Consider the following 19,786-nt stretch of genomic DNA (forward strand, 5'->3'; position numbering starts at 1 on the left):
TTATTTAGTTTTGCATAATAATTACTTATCCTTAAAGTTCCCCGCCATGACCTTAGACAGGACATCCTTATTGCGATATGTAATATCGTTCTTGCTCTTTCTAAAAGACCACGTTGATACAATCCCTTGATTTTTCTGGATTCCTTTAACTTATCTATATTACAACACCAGCATCTGCGTCTAAGCATTTGCAAATAGTTCACCCTCTGCTTTTTCATATTCCGCTTCCGTATATCCCATAGATAATATCTGCTCTCTTGTAATATTAACTCTGATCATTCTCTCAACAGCCTCTATTCTTGCCTCTGTTTTTCCTTCTATTCTTCCTTCTATTCTTCCTTCTATTCTTCCTTCTATTCTTCCCTCTCTTCTTGCCCGTTCTCTAATGCTCTCTGACCAATTACACATAATCTGGATTCTCCTTTCCAATTCAGTAGTCATTGTCATTCCATATTCATCCGCCAATATACGTTTCTTCTCTGATGCATTTTTCCTGGAAACTAACTCTTCCAACATAGCTATCAACACGTTCTTAGATTTTTTTATAACTTTTCCAGAAGGACTATCCGATCCGCTCCTGATATTGACAATTATGCCTTTCATTAGATCCGTATGATATGAATTTCTCTTATTCCCAAAAACTGTTTTACTGTCAAAACCGATTTCTTCAATAGAATCTTCTGTTTCCCCGCTATCCATACATATCCAGATACTTCGAACTTTTTTCAAATTATCAAAGTCACTGTGGAAAAATTCTGTCTGTTTCTGTGCTGAAATCATCCTTGCAAGATAGAATACGATCCTATTCTCCAAGTGGTATCCCAGCTTACCGGAATCTGTTGACTTCTGCGCCTCAATATTGATAAGAATCTTCATCTCTTTTTCCTTGAGGTACGCAGTAAAACGGATGTCATAATAGATAATGCCCTCTCCCGGAATATTATCTTCCGTTATTGTTCCTTTCACCCGTCCGAGATTGGATAGTCCTGCATCAACTGGTCTTGTTCCGATTTCAATATCATCACCAATACAGACAATGATATCTCCAATGTCCATCTCCCGGAACTCTCCAACGGTATACTTCAATATCCTTGACAGTATCTGCTTGTCCGCCAGCAAATATTTTACATTTGTATCATATGCAGAACCAGAGTCGTTCGTTGCATTGACTGTCTGCGCTAAATTTGTCTCTATCATTGTCTCTCCCTTTTTTTAATTATATGCGATATGTTTAATAAAATCAATCTCTTCTCGACGAATCATGGTTACTGGCATGCCCTGTTGTTACTATTCACAGTCCAAATGGCTTTTTTGCAACACAAATGGACCGGTATTTCGCCGGCCATTTGTTTCAAACAGGCTGAATGCTTTTATGGCTGGGATGTTTGAGAGAATATTTCTTCTATAGTATAAGGATTCCCGTTACACAACCTCGTCAATGCGCTCATCTCATTGATCCCATTCCTTCTGCATGTTTCTATATAAGTTCGGATTGCCGCATAATTGTCTGCTGTCCTAGCTGAAGCGAACTGGCCTGACACCTTCATTTTTGTCTTCACACCACGCAACGCCCTCTCACTCAAATTGTTGGTTGTGGGCAACGAAAAATCTTCCACCCATGCAAAAAAATTTTCCCGGTAATCTATAATCCTCGCAATAAGGGCACGCTCAAATGGCCCGGAATAATCGGATGTATTGGCTGCGGCCTCCCCCTCTGCTTTCCCCAGCAGTTCCGTCATCTTTTTGTTAAAGTTTTCTATATACGCCTCCCCAAAGCTTTCCTCCCCCGACAGGATCCGGTCATTTCTGTCCCTGATCGTGCCGGAGACCAGCTGTTTGATCTCAAGTAATACCTTATGCCCTGTTTCGTCCGCACTCTTTTGGAGGTCCCTCTGCAGGTGTGCATTGCATTCCAGATTCATGAATACAAACCTGCTGTTGTAATTGATGGAATTGTGGTCATGCATGACACTTGTCATTTCTGTGAGCGCCTCCAATATCCCGTCTGCCAGTATGCCATCCATGTCCTTTTTGTTATGGGCAACATAATAGGCGGCTGTCTCATCCCCGTAAAAGCGCAGGCATATCCTGGACTTGTCAGCCATCACCACAGTGTCATCCCAATAGAGGATGGGGCGTGTGACCAGGAGCCGGAAAAGATCCTCCCTGAATTGTTTTAAGCCCCTGGCCGCCCTTGGCTGGAGTTTCGCGATATACCCTTCACTGGGACATACCTCCCCATCCGTCAGGCCGCTGATCAGGAGGGGAACCTTGTTGATGGCCGCGTTTGTGGTGTTCATCAGCGAGAGGGACAGCGCCTGGAGAAACGCCCCATACTGGCACTCGGCCCGTAAGGCCGGGTCAATCCCAGTACGGACAATCTGCCCGCAGTTTCTGCACTGGTACACCCAAAATTTATGGAGCCGCTTTATGACTTTGACCTCGATATCAATCTCGTATTTTTCCTCACATTCACCGGTAAAGGTAAAATCCCCGCAGCCGCATTCCGGACAGAATTCCCCGTCGCCCACCGGATGGCTTACTTCCTCGTCCACCTCTTCCGGCCCAGGCTTTTCCAGGGTATGGCGCTCGTGTCCGCGCTGCCCGCCTTTCGGCTTCCCTGTATTCCTGCGGCTGTTCGGGATATGCCTGTCTTTCCACGGGGGTGTCTGGCCGGTTGGGGTGGAAGTATTTGTGCTATCCCTGCCGAGCAGGGCTGCCGCATGGGCGAGCTCTGCCGCCAGCCCATGGATCACGGCATCCTTTTCCGCAAGCTGCCCCTCATAATCCTGGATGATGGCGGCAATCTTATCATCGGATGCTTTCAGGATCTCCCAGTTTTTATCCATCAGTTTTTGGATCTTCTGTTCTTTCTTATTCAATTCGGCCTGGTATTTTTCCCAGTCTGAGTCACATTCCCCAAACCAGATGTTCCGGATGGTAACCGTGGCGGCATGGGCCTTTGCCAATTCTTTTTTTAACCGTTCAATCTCCTTGATATACCCGGCAACCACCTTGTGGTGGTCTGCCTGCAGCTTTTTATATCTTTCCCCGTTCCGGAAAGCTTCTAATTCCCGGCGCATGGCCTTATTCTGGTATTGGAGTGTGGTATATTCTGAAAACAGACGGTCCATGGCTGCCTCCTATAGGTATCCTGTTTACGCTTCCGGTATATGGGAAGCGATTTCTTTTATACGTTCCAAACTGGAACGCAGCAACTGGTTGCGGTGTTCTAAAACTTTGATCCTGGCATCTTTTTCCGCGCATTCCTTTTTTAATGTTTCAGCAAGGAACCGGTAGTCGGTTTCTGGTTTTTTCTTTTTGCTATGGCTGGAATTGTCATCCGGTTCCTTTTTTCTGCCGCGCTTTCCTGACGACGGGATCAGTTCACCTGTCTCCGGATCTTCTGTGCCAAGATATTTCCGGATCGGCCTGGATTGTTTTGTTTCCGGGTCATAATGGGAAGTTGATTCATAGAGGGCAACCCGACCTGTTTTTTTATTCACATATCTTACGATTGACATTTTATCTTCCCCTTTCTACATATTGGTACTATATATTATAACACATACCAATAAAAATATCAATATGTTATTGGTATGTTTTTCAAAAAATACCAATAAACTAACAGGGATGCTGGTTTAATAAGCCAAAGAGGGCCCCAAACCATAGATAAACACTAGGTTTGAGGCTCTCTATTATAATTGGATTTTATACTTTAACCAGACTGTGAATAGTAACGCCCTGTTCATACAGTTCTTACAATCCCCCAAGGCACTATATATATGATTTTGATTTTTAAACCAGTCTATATTTTGTATGTAAATAGTTTTAGTAATAGTAGGAGACAAAATACTCCACCGCATTCTCAGGGAACATCTCCTTGAATTCTCCGTAAAGCTGCGCCGCAAGCGTCTTGTTGTGGGCGATGACCAGCGTCGGCTTCTGCAATTCCTGAATGACATTTGCCATCGTAAATGTCTTGCCGGAACCCGTAACCCCTAGTAAAGTCTGGAATTGATTGCCCTCCTTGAAGCCCTTTACCAGTTCTGCAATGGCCTGCGGCTGGTCGCCTGTGGGCTTGTAGGGGGCATGTAATTTGAACTCTGGCATATGAAAACCTCCAATTTGTGACCGAAAAAAGTTTGCCTATTCGCCCGAAATTCGTGTAATTTGATTTTCGATTCGTGTAAAATGGGCTTGCAAAGCTGGCGAATAAGCGTTGAAATAGCAATTACACGAATGCAGGTCACAAAACTGTATTTTTGAAACGAAACAACACTGAATAACACCAACCAGTACAGATAGTAATATCCAGTCATTTGGTTTTTCATTATAACATATAAGTCAAAAAAAGTACAGACCAAAATCGAACTTTTGTTCTGTACTTTTTTATACCTTATCGGATGGTAGTCCGCCCGCCCCGTCAGGGGCATGTATTACGGGATGCCCGGATGGGTATATCTTTTTATTCGATTCAGTTAGTAAGCGACACAAAACATACCGTAGTGAATCTTCCCCAGTCAATTGATATACTTTCCTTATATCACAAGGATGTATTTCAAATGAACGGATCCGGAAAGAATAGTATCTCCTATGGATTTTGTGGAACCCCCACAGGCACTGCTTCCTCCGCTTTCACTTGAACAGAAGGAATCCTATCCTTTTGAACTATTCTTTCATGGATCGCATCTAAAGATTGCCAGTCATGCACAACTCTCACAGTTAGCAGGGATCCTTAAGATCCTGCAGTCCTCATGCTGAATCTGATCTACAGGGAGCGGAACACATCTATCTTGCCTGCGGGTCCTACAGATTTCCGCAAACAGATCGAAGGACTGGCTGCTCTGGTCAGCCTGAGATATCATCTGGATCCCTATTCCCCTGCCTGTGTGTTCCTATTCTGCAATCGGAAAAAGAACTGTCTCAAAGCCCTGCGTTTTGATAAAGATGGTTTTCTTCTTGCAACAAAAAAACTGCTTCCGGACATGGTCTTTCAATGGCCAAAGTCTAAAGAGGAGATCCGGGACATCACGTCCCAGCAGGTCAGATGGCTGCTGGCCTTGTAAAATCAGCATTTTCAAGCCTGTTTAGGATAGAAAAATGCTGATTTTTCAGAACAAAAAATGGTACCATAAAACCAGAGACCATCCTGAATTACTGGAAGCATATCTTCCCTGGTCTGAGACACTGCCAGAAAGCTGCCGACTCAGGGAACATAGAGCAAAAAAGAAGTGTATGTTTTGATAGAGTATATCACGACATGCACTTCTTTTCATTACGGTGTGTTTTGTATCGCTTACGGTGTATGCCTTGCTTCTGCCAATACCCAATAGCTTTTGAATGTCATCAGCGTCATAAACCTGTTTTTGCAAATTCTTCATGTACACAGTTAAGTCAGTCCCTTCGGACAAAGTGAGTTTTGAAAGCCTTGACAGTCAGGTGATCTCTGATTTTCTTGACTGGCTGGAATCAGTATGCGGATGCAGCATAATGACAAGGAATCAACGTCTGTCTGCACTTACTGCATTTGCGGTATATGCACAGAATCGGGATTTTGGTTCGGCCACTCTTTTCAGGAATAATCTATTAAAAATCCCCAGGAAAAGAGCACAACGCAAAGGAAGAAGTTCGTTCACAAGGGACGAAGTCAAGATCCTGTTTGATCTCCCCGATTCAAGGGCGGAGATTGGATTAAGGGATAAAACACTGTTATGTTTTATGTATGCAAGCGGAATGCGGGCGCAGGAAGTATGCGAACTTACTGTAGGTAACATCCACCCTGACAGATCTGGTATTAATGTCCATGGCAAAGGTCAGAAAATGCACCGTATTGGCATTCCTGCTGTGCAGGTATGCTGAAAAAATATAGAAAGCGCAGAGGTATATCTGGTAAGGATACACGGCATGTTTTTTCCAGCCAGACTCATGAAAAAATGACAGTGTCCTGTATTGAGGAAATATTTGCAACGTATGTAATCGAAGCAAGACATGATAATCCGGGACAGTTTAGGAATCATTACACCCCTCATTTCTGTCTGCAAAATGCTGTCAATGTTCTGCTTGATAATGTCATATTCCCGGACTTTCTTTATGGTTTCCTCTCTTTTTAGATATGTCTACACAGTTCTATCAATTAGCCAAAACAATTCCTATATCCAACAAAAATCGTCTTGAAGTTATTCGGCTGGACGCATATAATTATACTAATAGAGATTAGAGAAAGGGTGAATGAAGATGTTAGAATATATTTCTGCCCCGGAAGCGGCAAAGAAATGGGGCATTTCAGAAAGACGGGTGCAAAAGCTATGTGAGGAAAACCGCATACCGGGTGTAGCAAAATTTAGTCGGCTATGGCTGATACCAAAAGACGCAGAAAAACCAACAGATGCCCGGTTGAAAGCAGAAAGGAACAAAAAACATGAATAACGTTTTAATTATTGATGATGATAGAGCGCTTTGCGCACTAATCAAGCAAAGTATTTTACAAGAGTGTATAGAAGCTGACTGTTGCTATTCTGGGAAATCTGGCTTGCTGCAGCTAAAAGAAAAGGAATACCAGCTTGTCATACTGGACGTAATGATGCCCGGTTTCGATGGCTTTGAAACATTAGAACAGATTAGACAGGAAAGCAGTCTGCCTATTTTAATGTTCACATCAAAAAATGACAGTGCTTCAAAAGTGCGTGGCTTGCGGGCAGGAGCCGATGATTATTTAACAAAACCTTTTGATATGGACGAGCTGATTGCCCGTATTGTTTCATTGATTAGACGCTATACCCGTTTCAACCAAAAAGACGGACAGACACAGAGATTTGAGTTTGACGGGTTGACGATTGATTTTAATAGCCGTTCCATTGTCACAATCAATGGAGAATTTGAACTTCCCCCGAAAGAATTTGATCTTCTTCTGTTCCTTGCTAAAAATCAAGGAAAAATTCTGACAAAACAGCAAATATATGAAAAAGTATGGGGCGAGGAATATGTGTATGATGATAGTAATATTATGGCAATCATTAGCCGTTTGCGGAAAAAAATAGAAGAAAATCCTGGCAGTCCTAAATATATACAGACGGTAAAAGGGATTGGCTATCGTTTCAGTAAGGAGGTATGACCGTTGTATTCAGAAGCTATCATTGTGATTGGAATCGTGATTGTCCTTTTTTCTGTTTGCAGTTCGGCACTGGCCGTCCGACGTGTAAAAAAGCAGATTTCGGAAATATCTGACGCTTTGGAAGATATAAAAAATGGGAATGGAAACAGGCGTATTTTAGCAGAAACACATGAGCTTATTGCCCCCCTTGCTTATGCAATCAACGATATTATCCTGTCTTATGAAAAAAGGCTTTCTGCCTATCGCCAGGCGGACGAAACAAACCGGCAGCTTATGACGAGCCTTTCCCATGATGTAAGGACACCGCTTACCACACTGATTGGGTATTTGGACGCTGCACACAAAGGGATTGTAGACGGAAAAGAACGTGACGACTATATAGAAACTGCCCGCCTAAAAGCGCATGACTTGAAAGAATATATCGACGTGCTTTTTGATTGGTTTAAGTTAGGTTCTAATGAATTTTCCATGAACATAGCGGAGAGTGATTTGACAGAGCTGACACGCAATATACTAATTGACTGGATACCGATATTTGAAGATACACAGGTAGATTTCACGATTGACATTCCAGAACAGCCTTTCCGGGTGCAGATTGACCCGGACGGATATATGCGGATATTAAACAACCTTATACAAAATGTAATCTCCCATAGCCATGCAGATAAAATTGAAATAGCTTTATCGGAACAGAACAGAAATATAAAAATTCTCCTGTCTGATAATGGAATAGGGATTGGCAAGGAGGACTTAAAGCATATTTTTGACCGGCTGTATAAATGCGATAAAGGGCGGTCTGAAAAAGGCAGCGGTCTTGGTCTGTCTATCGTACATGAGCTTGTTGAAAAATTAAACGGAACAATAACGGCAGACAGCACACCGGGAAAAGGAACCATTTTCACCCTGTTTTTCCCTTTGATAGACGAATCAGCTCCCGTCCCCTTATGGCGGGAGTAATTATTTGTAAAAATCTGCCTTCTCCAAACTGCAAGGTTAATGCAAGGTTGGTGCAAGGTTAATGCAAGGTTGGCGTGATAGAATGGCAGACATGAAAAGGAGGTTTCGCAATGAGCAAATATGTTATTGAAACGAAAAATCTTACAAAGCAATACGGAACACAAAAAAGTGTTGCCAATCTGAATATTCATGTTCAAAAAGGGCGTATCTATGGTCTGCTTGGCAGAAATGGAGCCGGAAAGACAACGACCATGAAGATGCTGCTTGGACTTACACAGCCGACTTCCGGGGAAGTGACGATTTGGGGGAAGCCCTTACAAGCAAATGAAAAAAAGCTGTTGCCCCGTATTGGCAGTCTGATTGAATCCCCCGGCTTCTATCCTAATCTCACAGCTACCGAAAATCTGCGCATTTTTGCTACCCTGCGGGGAGTGCCGAACCGAGGCGCAATTAAAAACGCACTTGATTTAGTAGGCCTGCCTTACAAAGATAAAAAGCTGTTTTCCCAATATTCACTTGGCATGAAGCAGCGGCTGGCGATTGCACTTGCCATTATGCACGACCCGGAGCTTTTGATTTTAGACGAACCGATCAACGGTCTTGACCCGATTGGAATTGCAGAAGTCCGTTCCTTTATCCGTGATCTCTGCAATGAGCGTGGAAAAACAATATTGATTTCCAGCCATATCCTTTCCGAAATTGCACTTTTGGCAGACGATATAGGCATTATCGACCACGGTACATTGCTGGAAGAAGAAAGTCTTGCAGAACTGGAAGCAAAGAGCAGCAAGCATATCCGCTTTACTGTTTCGGATACGGCACAGGCAGCAAGAATTTTAGAACGTATCTTCCATGAGAGCCGGTTTACCATACAGGACAACCACAATATACAGGTGCATAATCTTGATTTACCAATAGGAAGAATTGTTACTGCCTTTGTGGAAAATGGTTTAGAAGTATCGGAAGCCGCAACTTCAGAAGAAAGCCTTGAAGATTATTTCAAACGTGTAACAGGGGGTGAGGGGATTGCTTAAACTGGTTATATGTGAATTTGCAAAATTAAAGCGCAAAAAATTTATATGGCTGGTTGTTCTTTCAGCGTTTTTATTTCCCGTGCCGCTGACAGTATTGATGACAATGCCGCAGACAGCAGAACGATATGACAGTAAGATAGCGATTTTCAATGATTACTTTCAGTCGGTTATGGGCTATGGAGTAGAATTGCTTTTACCGTGCATGATCGGGGTGATTGCAGCCATGCTCTTTTTTATGGAACGGGATAATGATACTTTCAAAAATCTACGCACAATTCCCATAACAAGCACACAGATGATTTTGGCAAAGATTATTGTCCTGTTCTCTTTTGGAATTATTTTCAGTCTGACATCGGCTCTTATAACAATCCTTTGCGGCGGACTGATTGCAGAAGTAAACAATATTGCTTACAGATTATTTTTTGCTCTGAAAATGGGGATTTTTATTACAGCCGGGACGCTGCCGTTAATCGTCCTTGTCGTTTTCTTTAGCAAGAACTATATATTTTCTGTTTTATTGTGTGTTTTTTACAGTGTTTTAAGTATGACAGCCGAATCATCTTTTGGCGCACTGCCTAAAGTGATGTGCTGGCTAATGCCAATTCCGCTTACAACCCTGTGGAGCGCAGGAAATTTAACCGCGCATGGCACTATGGACGGTGTGGGGATGTTGGAAAATTTAATTCCGACTACATTTCAGACAATCACTATTTTAGCCGTTATCGCTTTGCTTTCCGTTATAGTGATTGATTATATGTATAAAAAGAGAGGGGATGAATGATATGTTTCGCATGGTTAAGACCGAAATATGGAAATTAAAGCGGTATCATATGATATGGGCAGGTGTTTTCCTAATGCTGCTCTCTGTCGTATTAACGCTTTTTTCCACAACCGCATTGGACGGAACGGTTTGGACATTTGCCTTTTTTACAGAACAGGTAATCAAAAATAATGCCACAACGATTTTCCCCATGTGCATTGCCCTCATTGCCGGATATATCATAGCAAGGGAAGGAAAAGACGATACGCTGAAAAGTATTATGACTATTCCTGTTCCTTATAGCCGCCTTTTGTGTGGGAAACTGCTTGTATGTGCGCTGCTTTCTTTGTTTTTTGGGCTGGTAAGTGCGGCATTCACGGTAATTGCCGTTTTTGTGATGGGATTTTCGGGAATGTCTGCAACATCAGTATTACAGACATTTATTCAGATTATTCTCAACTGTCTGTTTTTGTATATTGCAGTCATGCCTGTAATTGCATTCGCTGCCCGTATACCAAACGGACATATGCTTGGAACAATTATTGCTTTTGTTTATGGCTATGGCGGTATGTTTGCCTCTGGAAATGCTACGTTAGCAAATGTTTATCCTGTTACTGCAAGTTTAGGCTTAATCAGTTACAGAAGCTACGATCCGGCTGTACATTGGAATGTGTTAATCTGTCTGTTTAGTATGATTGCCGTATTGATGATTACTGCTGTTTTCGTATTCACGGCAAAAGGAAACGTGCCAGTCAAGGCAGCAAAAAAACACAAAAAAACAATAACAAAAAAAGGGTGGTAAGCGGTGGATATAGGAATGAAGAAAGAATTTTCTATCGGGATTGCGGTAGTTGTAATTATACAGCACCAACGAGTGAATAAGGGAGGTTACAGGTTTGGAATTAAAAAATAGAAAGGCTGATGATATGTGCTATAAGAGAATACGTTTCCATTTCCTTTCAATAAGTGTTTTGATATTTAGTTTGACACTTGCAGGGTGTTCAAAAGATGAAATCTTAGATCAGTATAATAGTATTGTCCAAATAGCCGGAAATGCAGCACTCACAAGCGATTTTTCACTTAAAGGAAATCGGACATATGGGGAAGATTGCTATACCGGGACGTATACGGCAGATTATAAAGATTTTTCTAAAATAGAATATCTCTTTGGCGGAACTTCTATTAAGCGCGAAAATGGCAAAGATATTTCTGTTTCCTGTGACTTGGAAATTACCGAGGGAACAGCGCAAGTGTTTTGGGTTTCTGGCAGTGATGATCCGATAATCCTGCTTGAAGCAACTGGCAGCTATTCCGAAACAATAACATTGCCGGAAGGCGGAAACTATATTGGCGTTATTGGAAACAACTTTACAGGGCATTTAGAAATGAATATAGAATAGTAATCTGCCGGACGACGGCAAAAAAAGCCCTGAAGCATACCTGCCTCAGAGCTTTCTTTTACTTCTATTCTATTTTATAAGCTTTCCGCCGCATAACCTTACTCCGCTTTTTCTTCGGTCTGCGAATCTGCCTTTGAAGCCTGTGAAAAAGAGATCTCCACATCGTTTTTCTTCATAAACAGCAGGCCGAAGGAGCCCGGGCCGCAGTTGCTGGCAACCGCGGAGGATGCCTTCTGCAGGTAAACCCGCTCGAACGGGCAGTACTGCCGCACCAGTTCCTGAATATACTCCAGTCTCTTCTCATCCATCCCGGAATAGGTGATAAAGAGGACGCGCCGGTCCACGCTTCTGGAATCCCGGAAGACCCTTCGGACGTAGCTTTTCGCGACCCGCGCAAAGTCTCCCACTCCCAGTCCGCCCACCGTCATCTTGCTCTTGCGGAGCACGATGATCGGATGCAACAGCAGCGCGTCGCAGAGAACATGAATCCTTTTCGGCAGCCTCCCTGACTGGCTCATCATATCCGTACTGTCGATGATAAATGCCGAAGAAATATAGTTTCTGAGCCTTTTCACAGTCCTCACGATCTCAGACTTCGGCACATGGTTCTCCGCCAGATGGGCGGCATAAAGCACCGCCAATCCCATACTGCTGGAAAGATGTCCGGAATCAATCACCGTAACATTTTCAAAGGACTTGGCAGCTTCCAGGGCATTATTGTAACCCTCGCTGACATGCTTGGCCATTGTGATATGTATGATGTTCTGGGCTTCGGTCAGTTTTTCAGCAAAGAACCGCTCATAATCCTCCACATCCGGCGGCTGGGAAAATCCTTTCTGCCCCTCTGCCATATACATCAGCAGTTCATCCGCCCTCAGTTCCAGCTCATCCAGAAACCGTCCCTGATCCGTGCAGACGTAGTAGGGGCATACGGCAATGCCGAACTCCTTGAGCAGAGATTCCGGAAGGTCGCATACGCTGTCCGTCGTGATCATGACTGAAAGCCGCTTTGCGTGTTCAAAGATCAGAACGTCCTTCCCGATCTCCGACTCCTTGGCATCTTCGCTCAACTTTACCAGTTCCTTGGGCAGGATACTCAACACAGCCGCCTCAAGCAGCGCGCCGCTGACAGGCTTTGCCAGGTAGCCGCTGAACCCTTCTTTCCTGTATAGAAGCTGATTGTCGCTGCCTGCGTTGGCCGTCAGCGCGATCACCGGCACATCCTGGCACAGTCCCCCAGGCTGCGTGCGCAGCGCATGGAAACACTGGATTCCATCCATCTCCGGCATCAGATGGTCCATCAAAATTCCGTCGTAATACTGATTCTGTGTCAGACTCAGACATTCCGCACCGCTTGACGCCGTATGGATCTGAATCTTTGTCGCAGAGAGCAGCTTACGCACCACAACAAGGTTCATGTCGTTATCATCCACCACGAGTATATGGGCGTCCGGTGCCTCGAAACTCTGCCGGTACTGCTCCGTATCATGGCTTTTTACACGGGAGTCCAACGTAAATGTCCCCAGCTCCTCATTGTCAATGATGTCCTGCTCCAGCATGACGATAAATGTGGAGCCCTTGGTATACACGCTGTTGACGCTGATCTCGCCGCCCATTAGCTGCACCAGCTGCTGGACGATACTGAGCCCCAGCCCTGTTCCTTCAATATGGCGGTTCTTTTCTTCATCCACCCTCCGGAACGCATTGAAAATATATGGGATATTTTCTTTTTTCACCCCCTGCCCGGTATCCTCCACGGAATACCAGACACGCACCCGGTTCAGCCCCATGCGCTCACACCGGATGGATAGTGTGACGGAGCCCTCGCCCGTATACTTCACGGCATTGTTCAGCAGGTTGATCAGAACCTGCTTGATGCGCACCTCGTCGCCGCAAAGCATGCTTGGAATCGAAGGATCCACGTGGAGACGGAAATCCAGCCCTTTTTCCTTGGCCTTGATCCATATCATGTTGACGATTTCTGACAAAAGCTTCCCTGTCTCATAGGAAACATTTACAATCTCCATTTTTCCGGATTTGATCTTGGACAGATCCAGAATATCGTTGATCAGCGTAAGCAGCATTTTGCTGGCCCCCTGGATATTCCTTGCGTTCTCGGCAACCTCGTCCGAAATGTCTCCCCGCAGGATGATCTCATTCAATCCGATGATCGAGTTGATGGGGGTACGGATCTCATGGCTCATGCTGGAGAAAAAGTGGTTCTCCGCCCTGTTCAATTCCTCAATCTCTTTTTTCTGCTGCTTAGCCAGTTCATTTTCCTCTTCATACATCCGGTTCAGAAACATCAGCAGCACGCTGGTCAGCAGCCCCACCATGATCACGGAATTGGCTGAATCAAAAAACGAATGCCTCGGCGTATTGCGCGCCACAGTGTGTGGAAAATAAAATGCAATATAGTAGCACAAAAGCGTCTCTGCCGTACAAAAGAGGAAAAACGCTGCCTTCCGCCTTCCCTCCAGGGTAATGCTTATATAAATGAAGCAGAGCACGAACCATTCCGGCATGCCGCTGTAAAACCCGCCTGCCGTGAAAAAACTAACCGGGAACAGTATTAGGAGCATCACCGCAATGGCTGTTGCCCCCCCATTGATGCATTCCTTCCGGATGCTGTACTTCACGATCATTGCCATAATGACGAGACTGACCGCCAGCAGCAGCCAATTTACAATATTCCTGCCCATGGGCAGTATAAAAAACAATGCAAGCATACTAATGCCTGAAACCACACGGAACATGCGCTCCCGCAGGCTGATCCTGTGGTCAAAGATGAGTTCAAACCATTTTTTGATCACGCAGTGTTTCCTCCTTTTCATAAGCTTGCGGCCGCATCCGCAGGGCACAAAACATCTTCAAAATTCTATAATCCGGCAATACTTTCGCAGACCTCCTCATACATGCGCAGAAGCCCCGGGTGATTCTGCCGGATATATTCTATGTCTTCCTTCTTCCCTGCATGTTCCAGCTTCTTCGCATATTCCGAGAGCTCCTCCGCACCGATGGTCAGCGACGTACTTTTCAGCGCATGCACTTTGACCGCATAGTCCGTCCAGTTTTCTGCCTCATACAATGCAATGATCTCGTCCCTCTTCTCTTCACTCTGCCCGGAAAACATCCGCAGCATTTCCAGATAAAACTCTTCCTCTCCGCAGCAGTAATCCAGCCCCATCCCTACGTTAATGCCGGCCTCCGCAAGACGGGCCAAAGGCAGGGAGGATTCCCCTGATGGTACGGTCACTTCCGGTTCGGCTTCTGCCGGTATAAATTCTGCCGATCCGTCTGCCGCCGGTACTCCGGTATCTGAAAATACCTCCTCTTCGGGCCGCTTCTCTTCATCCTTTGAAACCTCTTCCTGATGTTTTATCCCTTCCGGCAATCCTTCCTGTTTTGCCGGCTCCGAGCCGTAGTGTATGCAGTGCTTGGGCAGCACCCTGCGCAGCACCCGCTCCAGAACCGCCCGTTCGATAGGCTTTGGAATAAATTCTGTGAAGCCCTCGTTTCGGAACATCTCCCGGGCGCCGCTGATGGTGTTGGCAGTCAGGGCAATCACCGGAAGATCCTGATAGATCCCATTGTTGATCTCACGGATGCGGCGCAGTGTCTCCACCCCGTCAAATCCGGGCATCATATGATCCAGAAATACGATGTTGTAGGAATTTGCGGCGCACCGTCCCACCGCTTCTTTTCCGCTGAGGCAGGTATCCACCTGTATCCCATAACTGCCCAGAACGCCCTTTGCCACCACAAGGTTCATCTCCTCGTCGTCGACAGCCAGGGCCCGGACTCCTGAACAGGTAAAGGGTCTGCGGCCTGCGGCCTGGGCTTCCTCAAATCCATATTCCTTCACTTCGCCGTTGAGCAGGTTTACGACAGAGAGCGCGGAAAATGGTTTGTGGATTACAAGCAGTCTGCTCTCCCTGCTCAGAACAAATTCCCTCTCCGCGATCACCACTACCCGGTACGTATCTGCCAGCTCTTCATAATAAGAACGGTTCTCCTCATATTCGGCCTGGGCGATGAATATGTGAGTCAGCTTAAAGGAGCGCTGCAGCTTGAGCAGCCCTTCAAAATTGTGGGCCTGATAACCCTCAATGCCAAGCCCTCCCACCAGATGCAGGATCAGCTTGTCATAAAAGCGCCGTACTTCATCGCAGCTATATTTTTCCGGTCTGAAATAGCAGGCGATGCAAAACTGGTCCGCATTATCCAGCACGATGCAGGGTGTGTCAGACGCTACCCCCTGGGGAATGGTGATGTGTGCCTGAAGCCCCTGCTGTCCCTTGCTCTCAAAATGGACAAACCCGCCCATCGACTGAAGAAGTCCCCGCGCAATGGGAATCCCCAATCCAAGGCCGCCCGCAAACCGACTGCTTCCGGAGTCTGCCTGGTAAAAATCATCATACATCTGGGAAAGCTGGGAAACGGTCATGCCGATGCCTGTATCGTATATGTCGATCAGCATGTTGATGCCGTAATCCTCCTTCCGGTATTCGATACAGACATTGATTCCGCCTTCTTCCGTAAACTTAATAGAGTTTTCCAGCAATATTTTCAGTACATGCGAAATCTTTTCGGCGTCCCCGATCAGCACCGCCGGCATATCGGGATTGATATCAAACACCATTTCCAACTGGTGCCTGCTGTTCTGCATTGCCGCCATCGTGATCACGTCGTTGAGCACGGAAGTGATCATATATTCTTCCTTTGCCGGTGTCAGCGTCCCTTCTACGATCTCCGTGTAGTCCAGCATATTATTGATCTGGTTGGACAGCCGCTTGCCCGCCATCTGTATGGACTGCATATCCGTCCGGATCTCAGGGGAAATGTCCTTCTCCATGGCCACCTCGCTGATTCCGAGCACCATGTTGATGGGCGTACGCAGCTCATGAGACACATTGGATAAAAAAACTGCGTTCTGCCGCCCCGATATCTCCAACTGCGCAAATGCGCTGTCAAATTTTTGCCTCTCCATCCGCCTTCTGTAGATCCGGTATCTCGCAATCTCCACCGCGCCGGCCGTCACTGCGACACCGATCCCCAGGCGCATCATTTCCCGGAATCCCATGTTATAATGGATGGTGTGAAGAACCAGGAAATGGTACAGCAATACTATGGAATACAAGCCGGCTGTCATATACAGCAGCCGGTTTCTGTCCAGCAGTGAAAAAATAAAGATCATGATGCAGGCCACGGCAGGTATATCAAAAAGACTCTCTGTATGTACTCCAAAGAAAAAAAATTCAACCAGCATCAGACTTGCACAGAGATATTCGTATAACATCCCCCTGCTAAATCTTCCGATATGAAGGCACCACACGCCGAAACTTCCGAACGCGATCACCGGAACCATCCACTGTTCCCATGACATCACAATTGTAACCAATATCAGCATGACGCTGAACGCGCTGACAATGCCTGCCAGAAGCAGGTGTATACTTGTCTGCCCTTCTTCCCTCATACTCAACCAAGCTCCTTTGCAATTCGTCTCAATAATTCCCGCGGGTAAAACGGTTTTTTCAGATAGTTGACTGCTCCCAGCCGGATCGCGCTCATTACATTGTCGTCGTCTACTACTAAAATCCGTCTTTCCATACCGCAGTCTTCGGTTCCGCTTTTGGAGATCCTCCCGATCCCCGTAAGCTTTATTTTAAAACAGGATGCAGATAAAATCAAGTAAAACGGCGCTGTACGGCATGTTTTTACTTCTTTTTTTCTGCTGTCCTGGGTTCCTTTAAATAGTGTCATTGAGCGTGTAGCGAAATAAAAGGGCCGTCGGAAAACAAGCTGTTCAGCAGTTCAGCTATTTTCCGACAGCCCTTTTTATATCATTTTCAAAAGCTCTGCGCGCTCATCCATGGCCTCCGGCGGCAGGCTGTTAAACTGATTCACAAGGCTTTTGGCGCGGGCCTGCAGAGCCATATTTTCTTCTTCGTTGCCCCAGAGATATCCTTTTTTCATTTTTTCCTGTTCTGTCATTTCGTACCTCCGTTCTTAATGTAACGTATCCACTAACGCAATACCGGAATCTCCCTTCCTGGCCTGTTCCAGCACGGCTGCGGACAGCTTCTGGAAAGACCCGTACGAGGAGGATGCGCCGGAAATGGCGTCAATCCCGTCCGCATTCTGATCCTCCAAAAGCTGGCCGGCATAGTAGCGTGTATATGCATTGGGATAGGTCCCGTTGGAGTGAAGCATCGTCTGCATATAGGCGTTATCCCAGCTTTTGATGAATCCGCTGGCATTCTCGGCGTTGTACTCCACTGAGACAATGCTCCCTTCTTTGACCATGATCGTGATATATTCTTTCCAGCCATGACTGAACTCGGCCGCCTGAGCCGTATAGTAGCCGTCCTGGAGCTCCGTTTTATCTCCGCAGGCTGTCAAAAGCGCCATCATCAGGCCAACCAGAATCAGACTTCTTATCCGTTTCATCTATCACGTTCCTCCTTCAAAACAAATTTTCTCACCTGGGCCTGGAGGGCCTCCGCCTCCTTCGCCAGCATTCCGCTGGACTGCTCCGTTCCGCCGGCGTTCTGCAGATTCCGGTCCGCAATGGCTGAGATGGTCTCAATCCGCTCTTCCATCGTCGTCAGCGCGCTCTCCTGACCGTGCACTGCCGCAACCAGCCGATCCGAGATCTCATTGATCTGGTCAGAAACAGCGGAAATGGCATGGAGGGAGCCGGCAGTATCCGCGGTCAGCTCCACACCGTTCTGAATGATCGTCCTGGTGCTGCTTACCATGTTTGTAGCGTTCTGGGCGGCCTCGGCGCTTCTGGACGCCAACTGCTTGACCTCATCCGCTACCACTGCGAATCCTTTTCCTGCCTCTCCTACCCGGGCAGCCTCTATGGATGCATTGATGGACAGGATGCTGGTCTGGAATGCGATGTCCTCAATGTCCTTGGCAATCTTTGTGATCTCCTGGGCATTGGCGCTGATATTGTCCATCGCACCGGAAAGCGTGGACATCCTCGTGTTGGCCTCCTGGACGCACTGCGCGATTTCTTCTGTTTTTGCACGGGTCTGCCCGCTGCTCTCGGCAACGCTGGACAGCCGCTCCTTCACATTGGATACCTCCTGAACCAGCGCCTCCGCAGAAAGGTTCTGCTCCATGGACGCCTGGTGAAGCTGTCCGGACTGTCCGCTCAGTTCCTCGGACATATCCGCCAGCCGGGAAGCGGCAGCGCGGAAACCAAGGATCGTATCATTCAGCGACCGGATGATCGTATGAAGGCTTGACTGAATCAGCGTAAAATCTCCTTTATAATCCACCTGGGGCCAAACCTGCAGATTGCCGCCCGCAATCTGGGTCAGTACCTGCTGGATATCGGATATGTAACGGTTGACGCTCCCTACGGTGGCATCCAGTGTCTGGGTCAGCACTTCCAGTTCATCTCCTGTAGAAACCTGGGCCACCTCGGTATGAAGATCCCCGTCGGACAATGAGATCATCCTGTCCGTCACCCCCTTCACCGGACGCGAAATCGAACGCGCCAGGCGCAGTACTACCAAAATGGAAATCACAAGCACCGCCAGGGTAGAAAGGATTGCAACCAGCATCGCCCCGTTGATAAAATGGTTATAATCCGACTTCGGAATCTGGATGACAAGGGACCACTGGGTTCCCCGGACCGGAGAAAATGCTACCAGCATATCCTCACCGTCAACCGGAAATTCTACGGCCCCCGTCTCACCGGTGGTTACACGGCTGATAGCCTCTTCATTGCCGCCGCTGAGCTGGGAAAGCGTACTCCCCGCCAGAACCAGCGACTGATCCGTATGTCCCGTGATGATCCCCTCCCGGTTCGTCATACATGCTTTTCCATGCCTGCCCAGATTGATACCGCTGATCACATCGTTCAGTGTGTCATATTTGTAAACGCCCGCCACATACAGAATGGTCTCCCCCTCTTCCTTCACCGGCATTCCCATCATTATGCCCAGCTTCTCCTGGAAGATGGTAGAGGAACTGGTGGTCAGGTTGTCTGTCTCCTGAAGCAGGGCAAAAAAACTTTCCTCCAGACTCTCCGGTGCGCCGTCAATCCCCTGAATGAGCCTGCCCTTCAGGTCATACAGGGCGATTGTATGGAGCTCATAGATCTCCGCGGCCTCCGTCAGGACTTCCATACGGCTTGCCCTGATCTTTTCTTCATCGCTCCCGGCTGCCTCAGCCCCGCCGTCGTCACCGGCAGCGGGATTCATACGCGGGTCTCCTGCGATTGTCATCATCCGGTCCGCCAGCATATGGATGTTAGCCTCCACGGTTTTGGCGGACTGCCGCGCCATAGGCTGCAGGCTGTCCAGCAGAATATTATTTGCCAGAGACTGCAGGGAAAGTGCCATAATCACGCCGCATATGATAACCAATGTCAAAATATTCAGTATGGTGTTTTTCAATATCCTCCTATTAAGACTCCGTCCGATCCTCCGGCTATGGGAATCTGATTTCTTTCCGGTCACGTTTTTCTCTCTCCTTTTCCTTTTAAATTCTAAAAATATAC

At 46.6% G+C, this 19,786-nt stretch carries 18 protein-coding genes and 1 pseudogene; 9 read left to right on the forward strand and 10 right to left on the reverse strand.

The window, feature by feature from the left end; all coding sequences use genetic code 11:
* Positions 1-180: 180 nt before the first annotated feature.
* From EBB54_RS13290 to EBB54_RS13305, 4 genes and pseudogenes are all read right to left on the reverse strand, one after another.
* Positions 181-1,197 carry a hypothetical protein gene (locus tag EBB54_RS13290; RefSeq protein WP_125127761.1) on the reverse strand — a complete coding sequence of 339 codons (1,017 nt, stop codon included), beginning with the start codon at positions 1,195-1,197 and terminating at the stop codon, positions 181-183.
* 173 nt (positions 1,198-1,370) lie between these two features.
* Positions 1,371-3,134, reverse strand: coding sequence for an IS66 family transposase (locus EBB54_RS13295; protein WP_125126564.1), 1,764 nt, complete (start codon positions 3,132-3,134; stop codon positions 1,371-1,373).
* A 24-nt stretch (positions 3,135-3,158) separates the two neighbouring features.
* Positions 3,159-3,524: a hypothetical protein gene (locus EBB54_RS13300; protein ID WP_125126563.1), complete on the reverse strand. Its 366-nt coding sequence runs from the start codon at positions 3,522-3,524 to the stop codon at positions 3,159-3,161.
* Positions 3,525-3,837: 313 nt separating this feature from the next.
* A pseudogene (locus EBB54_RS13305) lies at positions 3,838-4,113 on the reverse strand (DEAD/DEAH box helicase family protein); the annotation flags it as partial.
* Between the two features lie 644 nt (positions 4,114-4,757).
* Here EBB54_RS13305 and tnpB point away from each other — a divergent pair.
* The 9 genes from tnpB (at position 4,758) to EBB54_RS13350 (ending at position 11,265) form a co-directional block, all read left to right on the forward strand.
* Positions 4,758-5,069, forward strand: a complete 312-nt coding sequence (gene tnpB, locus EBB54_RS13310) for an IS66 family insertion sequence element accessory protein TnpB (protein ID WP_125127763.1) — start codon at positions 4,758-4,760, stop codon at positions 5,067-5,069.
* Positions 5,070-5,493: 424 nt separating this feature from the next.
* Positions 5,494-5,862, forward strand: a complete 369-nt coding sequence (locus EBB54_RS13315) for a tyrosine-type recombinase/integrase (RefSeq protein ID WP_162307131.1) — start codon at positions 5,494-5,496, stop codon at positions 5,860-5,862.
* Positions 5,863-6,231: 369 nt separating this feature from the next.
* A complete protein-coding gene (locus tag EBB54_RS13320) occupies positions 6,232-6,429 on the forward strand; it encodes a helix-turn-helix domain-containing protein (RefSeq protein ID WP_334295284.1) in 198 nt (65 codons plus the stop codon).
* On the forward strand, positions 6,422-7,114 hold the full coding sequence (locus tag EBB54_RS13325) for a response regulator transcription factor (RefSeq protein ID WP_125127765.1): 693 nt from the start codon (positions 6,422-6,424) through the stop codon (positions 7,112-7,114). The genes EBB54_RS13320 and EBB54_RS13325 overlap by 8 nt, the downstream gene beginning before the upstream one ends.
* A 3-nt stretch (positions 7,115-7,117) precedes the next feature.
* Positions 7,118-8,071 (forward strand): sensor histidine kinase, encoded by a 954-nt coding sequence (locus tag EBB54_RS13330; protein ID WP_125127766.1) that lies wholly within the window; start codon positions 7,118-7,120, stop codon positions 8,069-8,071.
* Between the two features lie 110 nt (positions 8,072-8,181).
* Positions 8,182-9,105, forward strand: a complete 924-nt coding sequence (locus EBB54_RS13335) for an ABC transporter ATP-binding protein (protein ID WP_125127767.1) — start codon at positions 8,182-8,184, stop codon at positions 9,103-9,105.
* On the forward strand, positions 9,098-9,886 hold the full coding sequence (locus EBB54_RS13340) for an ABC transporter permease (RefSeq protein ID WP_125127768.1): 789 nt from the start codon (positions 9,098-9,100) through the stop codon (positions 9,884-9,886). The genes EBB54_RS13335 and EBB54_RS13340 overlap by 8 nt, the downstream gene beginning before the upstream one ends.
* A 1-nt stretch (position 9,887) precedes the next feature.
* Positions 9,888-10,667, forward strand: coding sequence for an ABC transporter permease (locus EBB54_RS13345; RefSeq protein ID WP_125130790.1), 780 nt, complete (start codon positions 9,888-9,890; stop codon positions 10,665-10,667).
* A 124-nt stretch (positions 10,668-10,791) separates the two neighbouring features.
* On the forward strand, positions 10,792-11,265 hold the full coding sequence (locus EBB54_RS13350; protein ID WP_125130792.1) for a hypothetical protein: 474 nt from the start codon (positions 10,792-10,794) through the stop codon (positions 11,263-11,265).
* 98 nt (positions 11,266-11,363) lie between these two features.
* Here the strand turns inward: EBB54_RS13350 and EBB54_RS13355 are convergent, their stop codons facing one another.
* The 6 genes from EBB54_RS13355 to EBB54_RS13380 form a co-directional block, all read right to left on the reverse strand.
* Positions 11,364-14,099, reverse strand: a complete 2,736-nt coding sequence (locus tag EBB54_RS13355) for a DegV family protein (protein ID WP_243127663.1) — start codon at positions 14,097-14,099, stop codon at positions 11,364-11,366.
* A gap of 44 nt (positions 14,100-14,143) precedes the next feature.
* Positions 14,144-16,741 carry a hybrid sensor histidine kinase/response regulator gene (locus EBB54_RS13360; protein ID WP_125127770.1) on the reverse strand — a complete coding sequence of 866 codons (2,598 nt, stop codon included), beginning with the start codon at positions 16,739-16,741 and terminating at the stop codon, positions 14,144-14,146.
* 2 nt (positions 16,742-16,743) lie between these two features.
* Complete coding sequence (locus EBB54_RS30690) at positions 16,744-17,028, reverse strand: hypothetical protein (RefSeq protein ID WP_044989968.1); 285 nt, start codon at positions 17,026-17,028, stop codon at positions 16,744-16,746.
* 75 nt (positions 17,029-17,103) lie between these two features.
* Positions 17,104-17,259, reverse strand: a complete 156-nt coding sequence (locus EBB54_RS13370; RefSeq protein ID WP_125127771.1) for a maltose acetyltransferase domain-containing protein — start codon at positions 17,257-17,259, stop codon at positions 17,104-17,106.
* Positions 17,260-17,274: 15 nt separating this feature from the next.
* Positions 17,275-17,715, reverse strand: a complete 441-nt coding sequence (locus EBB54_RS13375; protein ID WP_125127772.1) for an FMN-binding protein — start codon at positions 17,713-17,715, stop codon at positions 17,275-17,277.
* On the reverse strand, positions 17,712-19,682 hold the full coding sequence (locus EBB54_RS13380) for a methyl-accepting chemotaxis protein (protein WP_243127664.1): 1,971 nt from the start codon (positions 19,680-19,682) through the stop codon (positions 17,712-17,714). Before EBB54_RS13380 ends, EBB54_RS13375 begins: the two co-directional genes overlap by 4 nt.
* Positions 19,683-19,786 lie beyond the last annotated feature (104 nt).

Source organism: Schaedlerella arabinosiphila, assembly GCF_003885045.1.
Taxonomy (GTDB): Bacteria; Bacillota; Clostridia; order Lachnospirales; family Lachnospiraceae; genus Schaedlerella; species Schaedlerella arabinosiphila.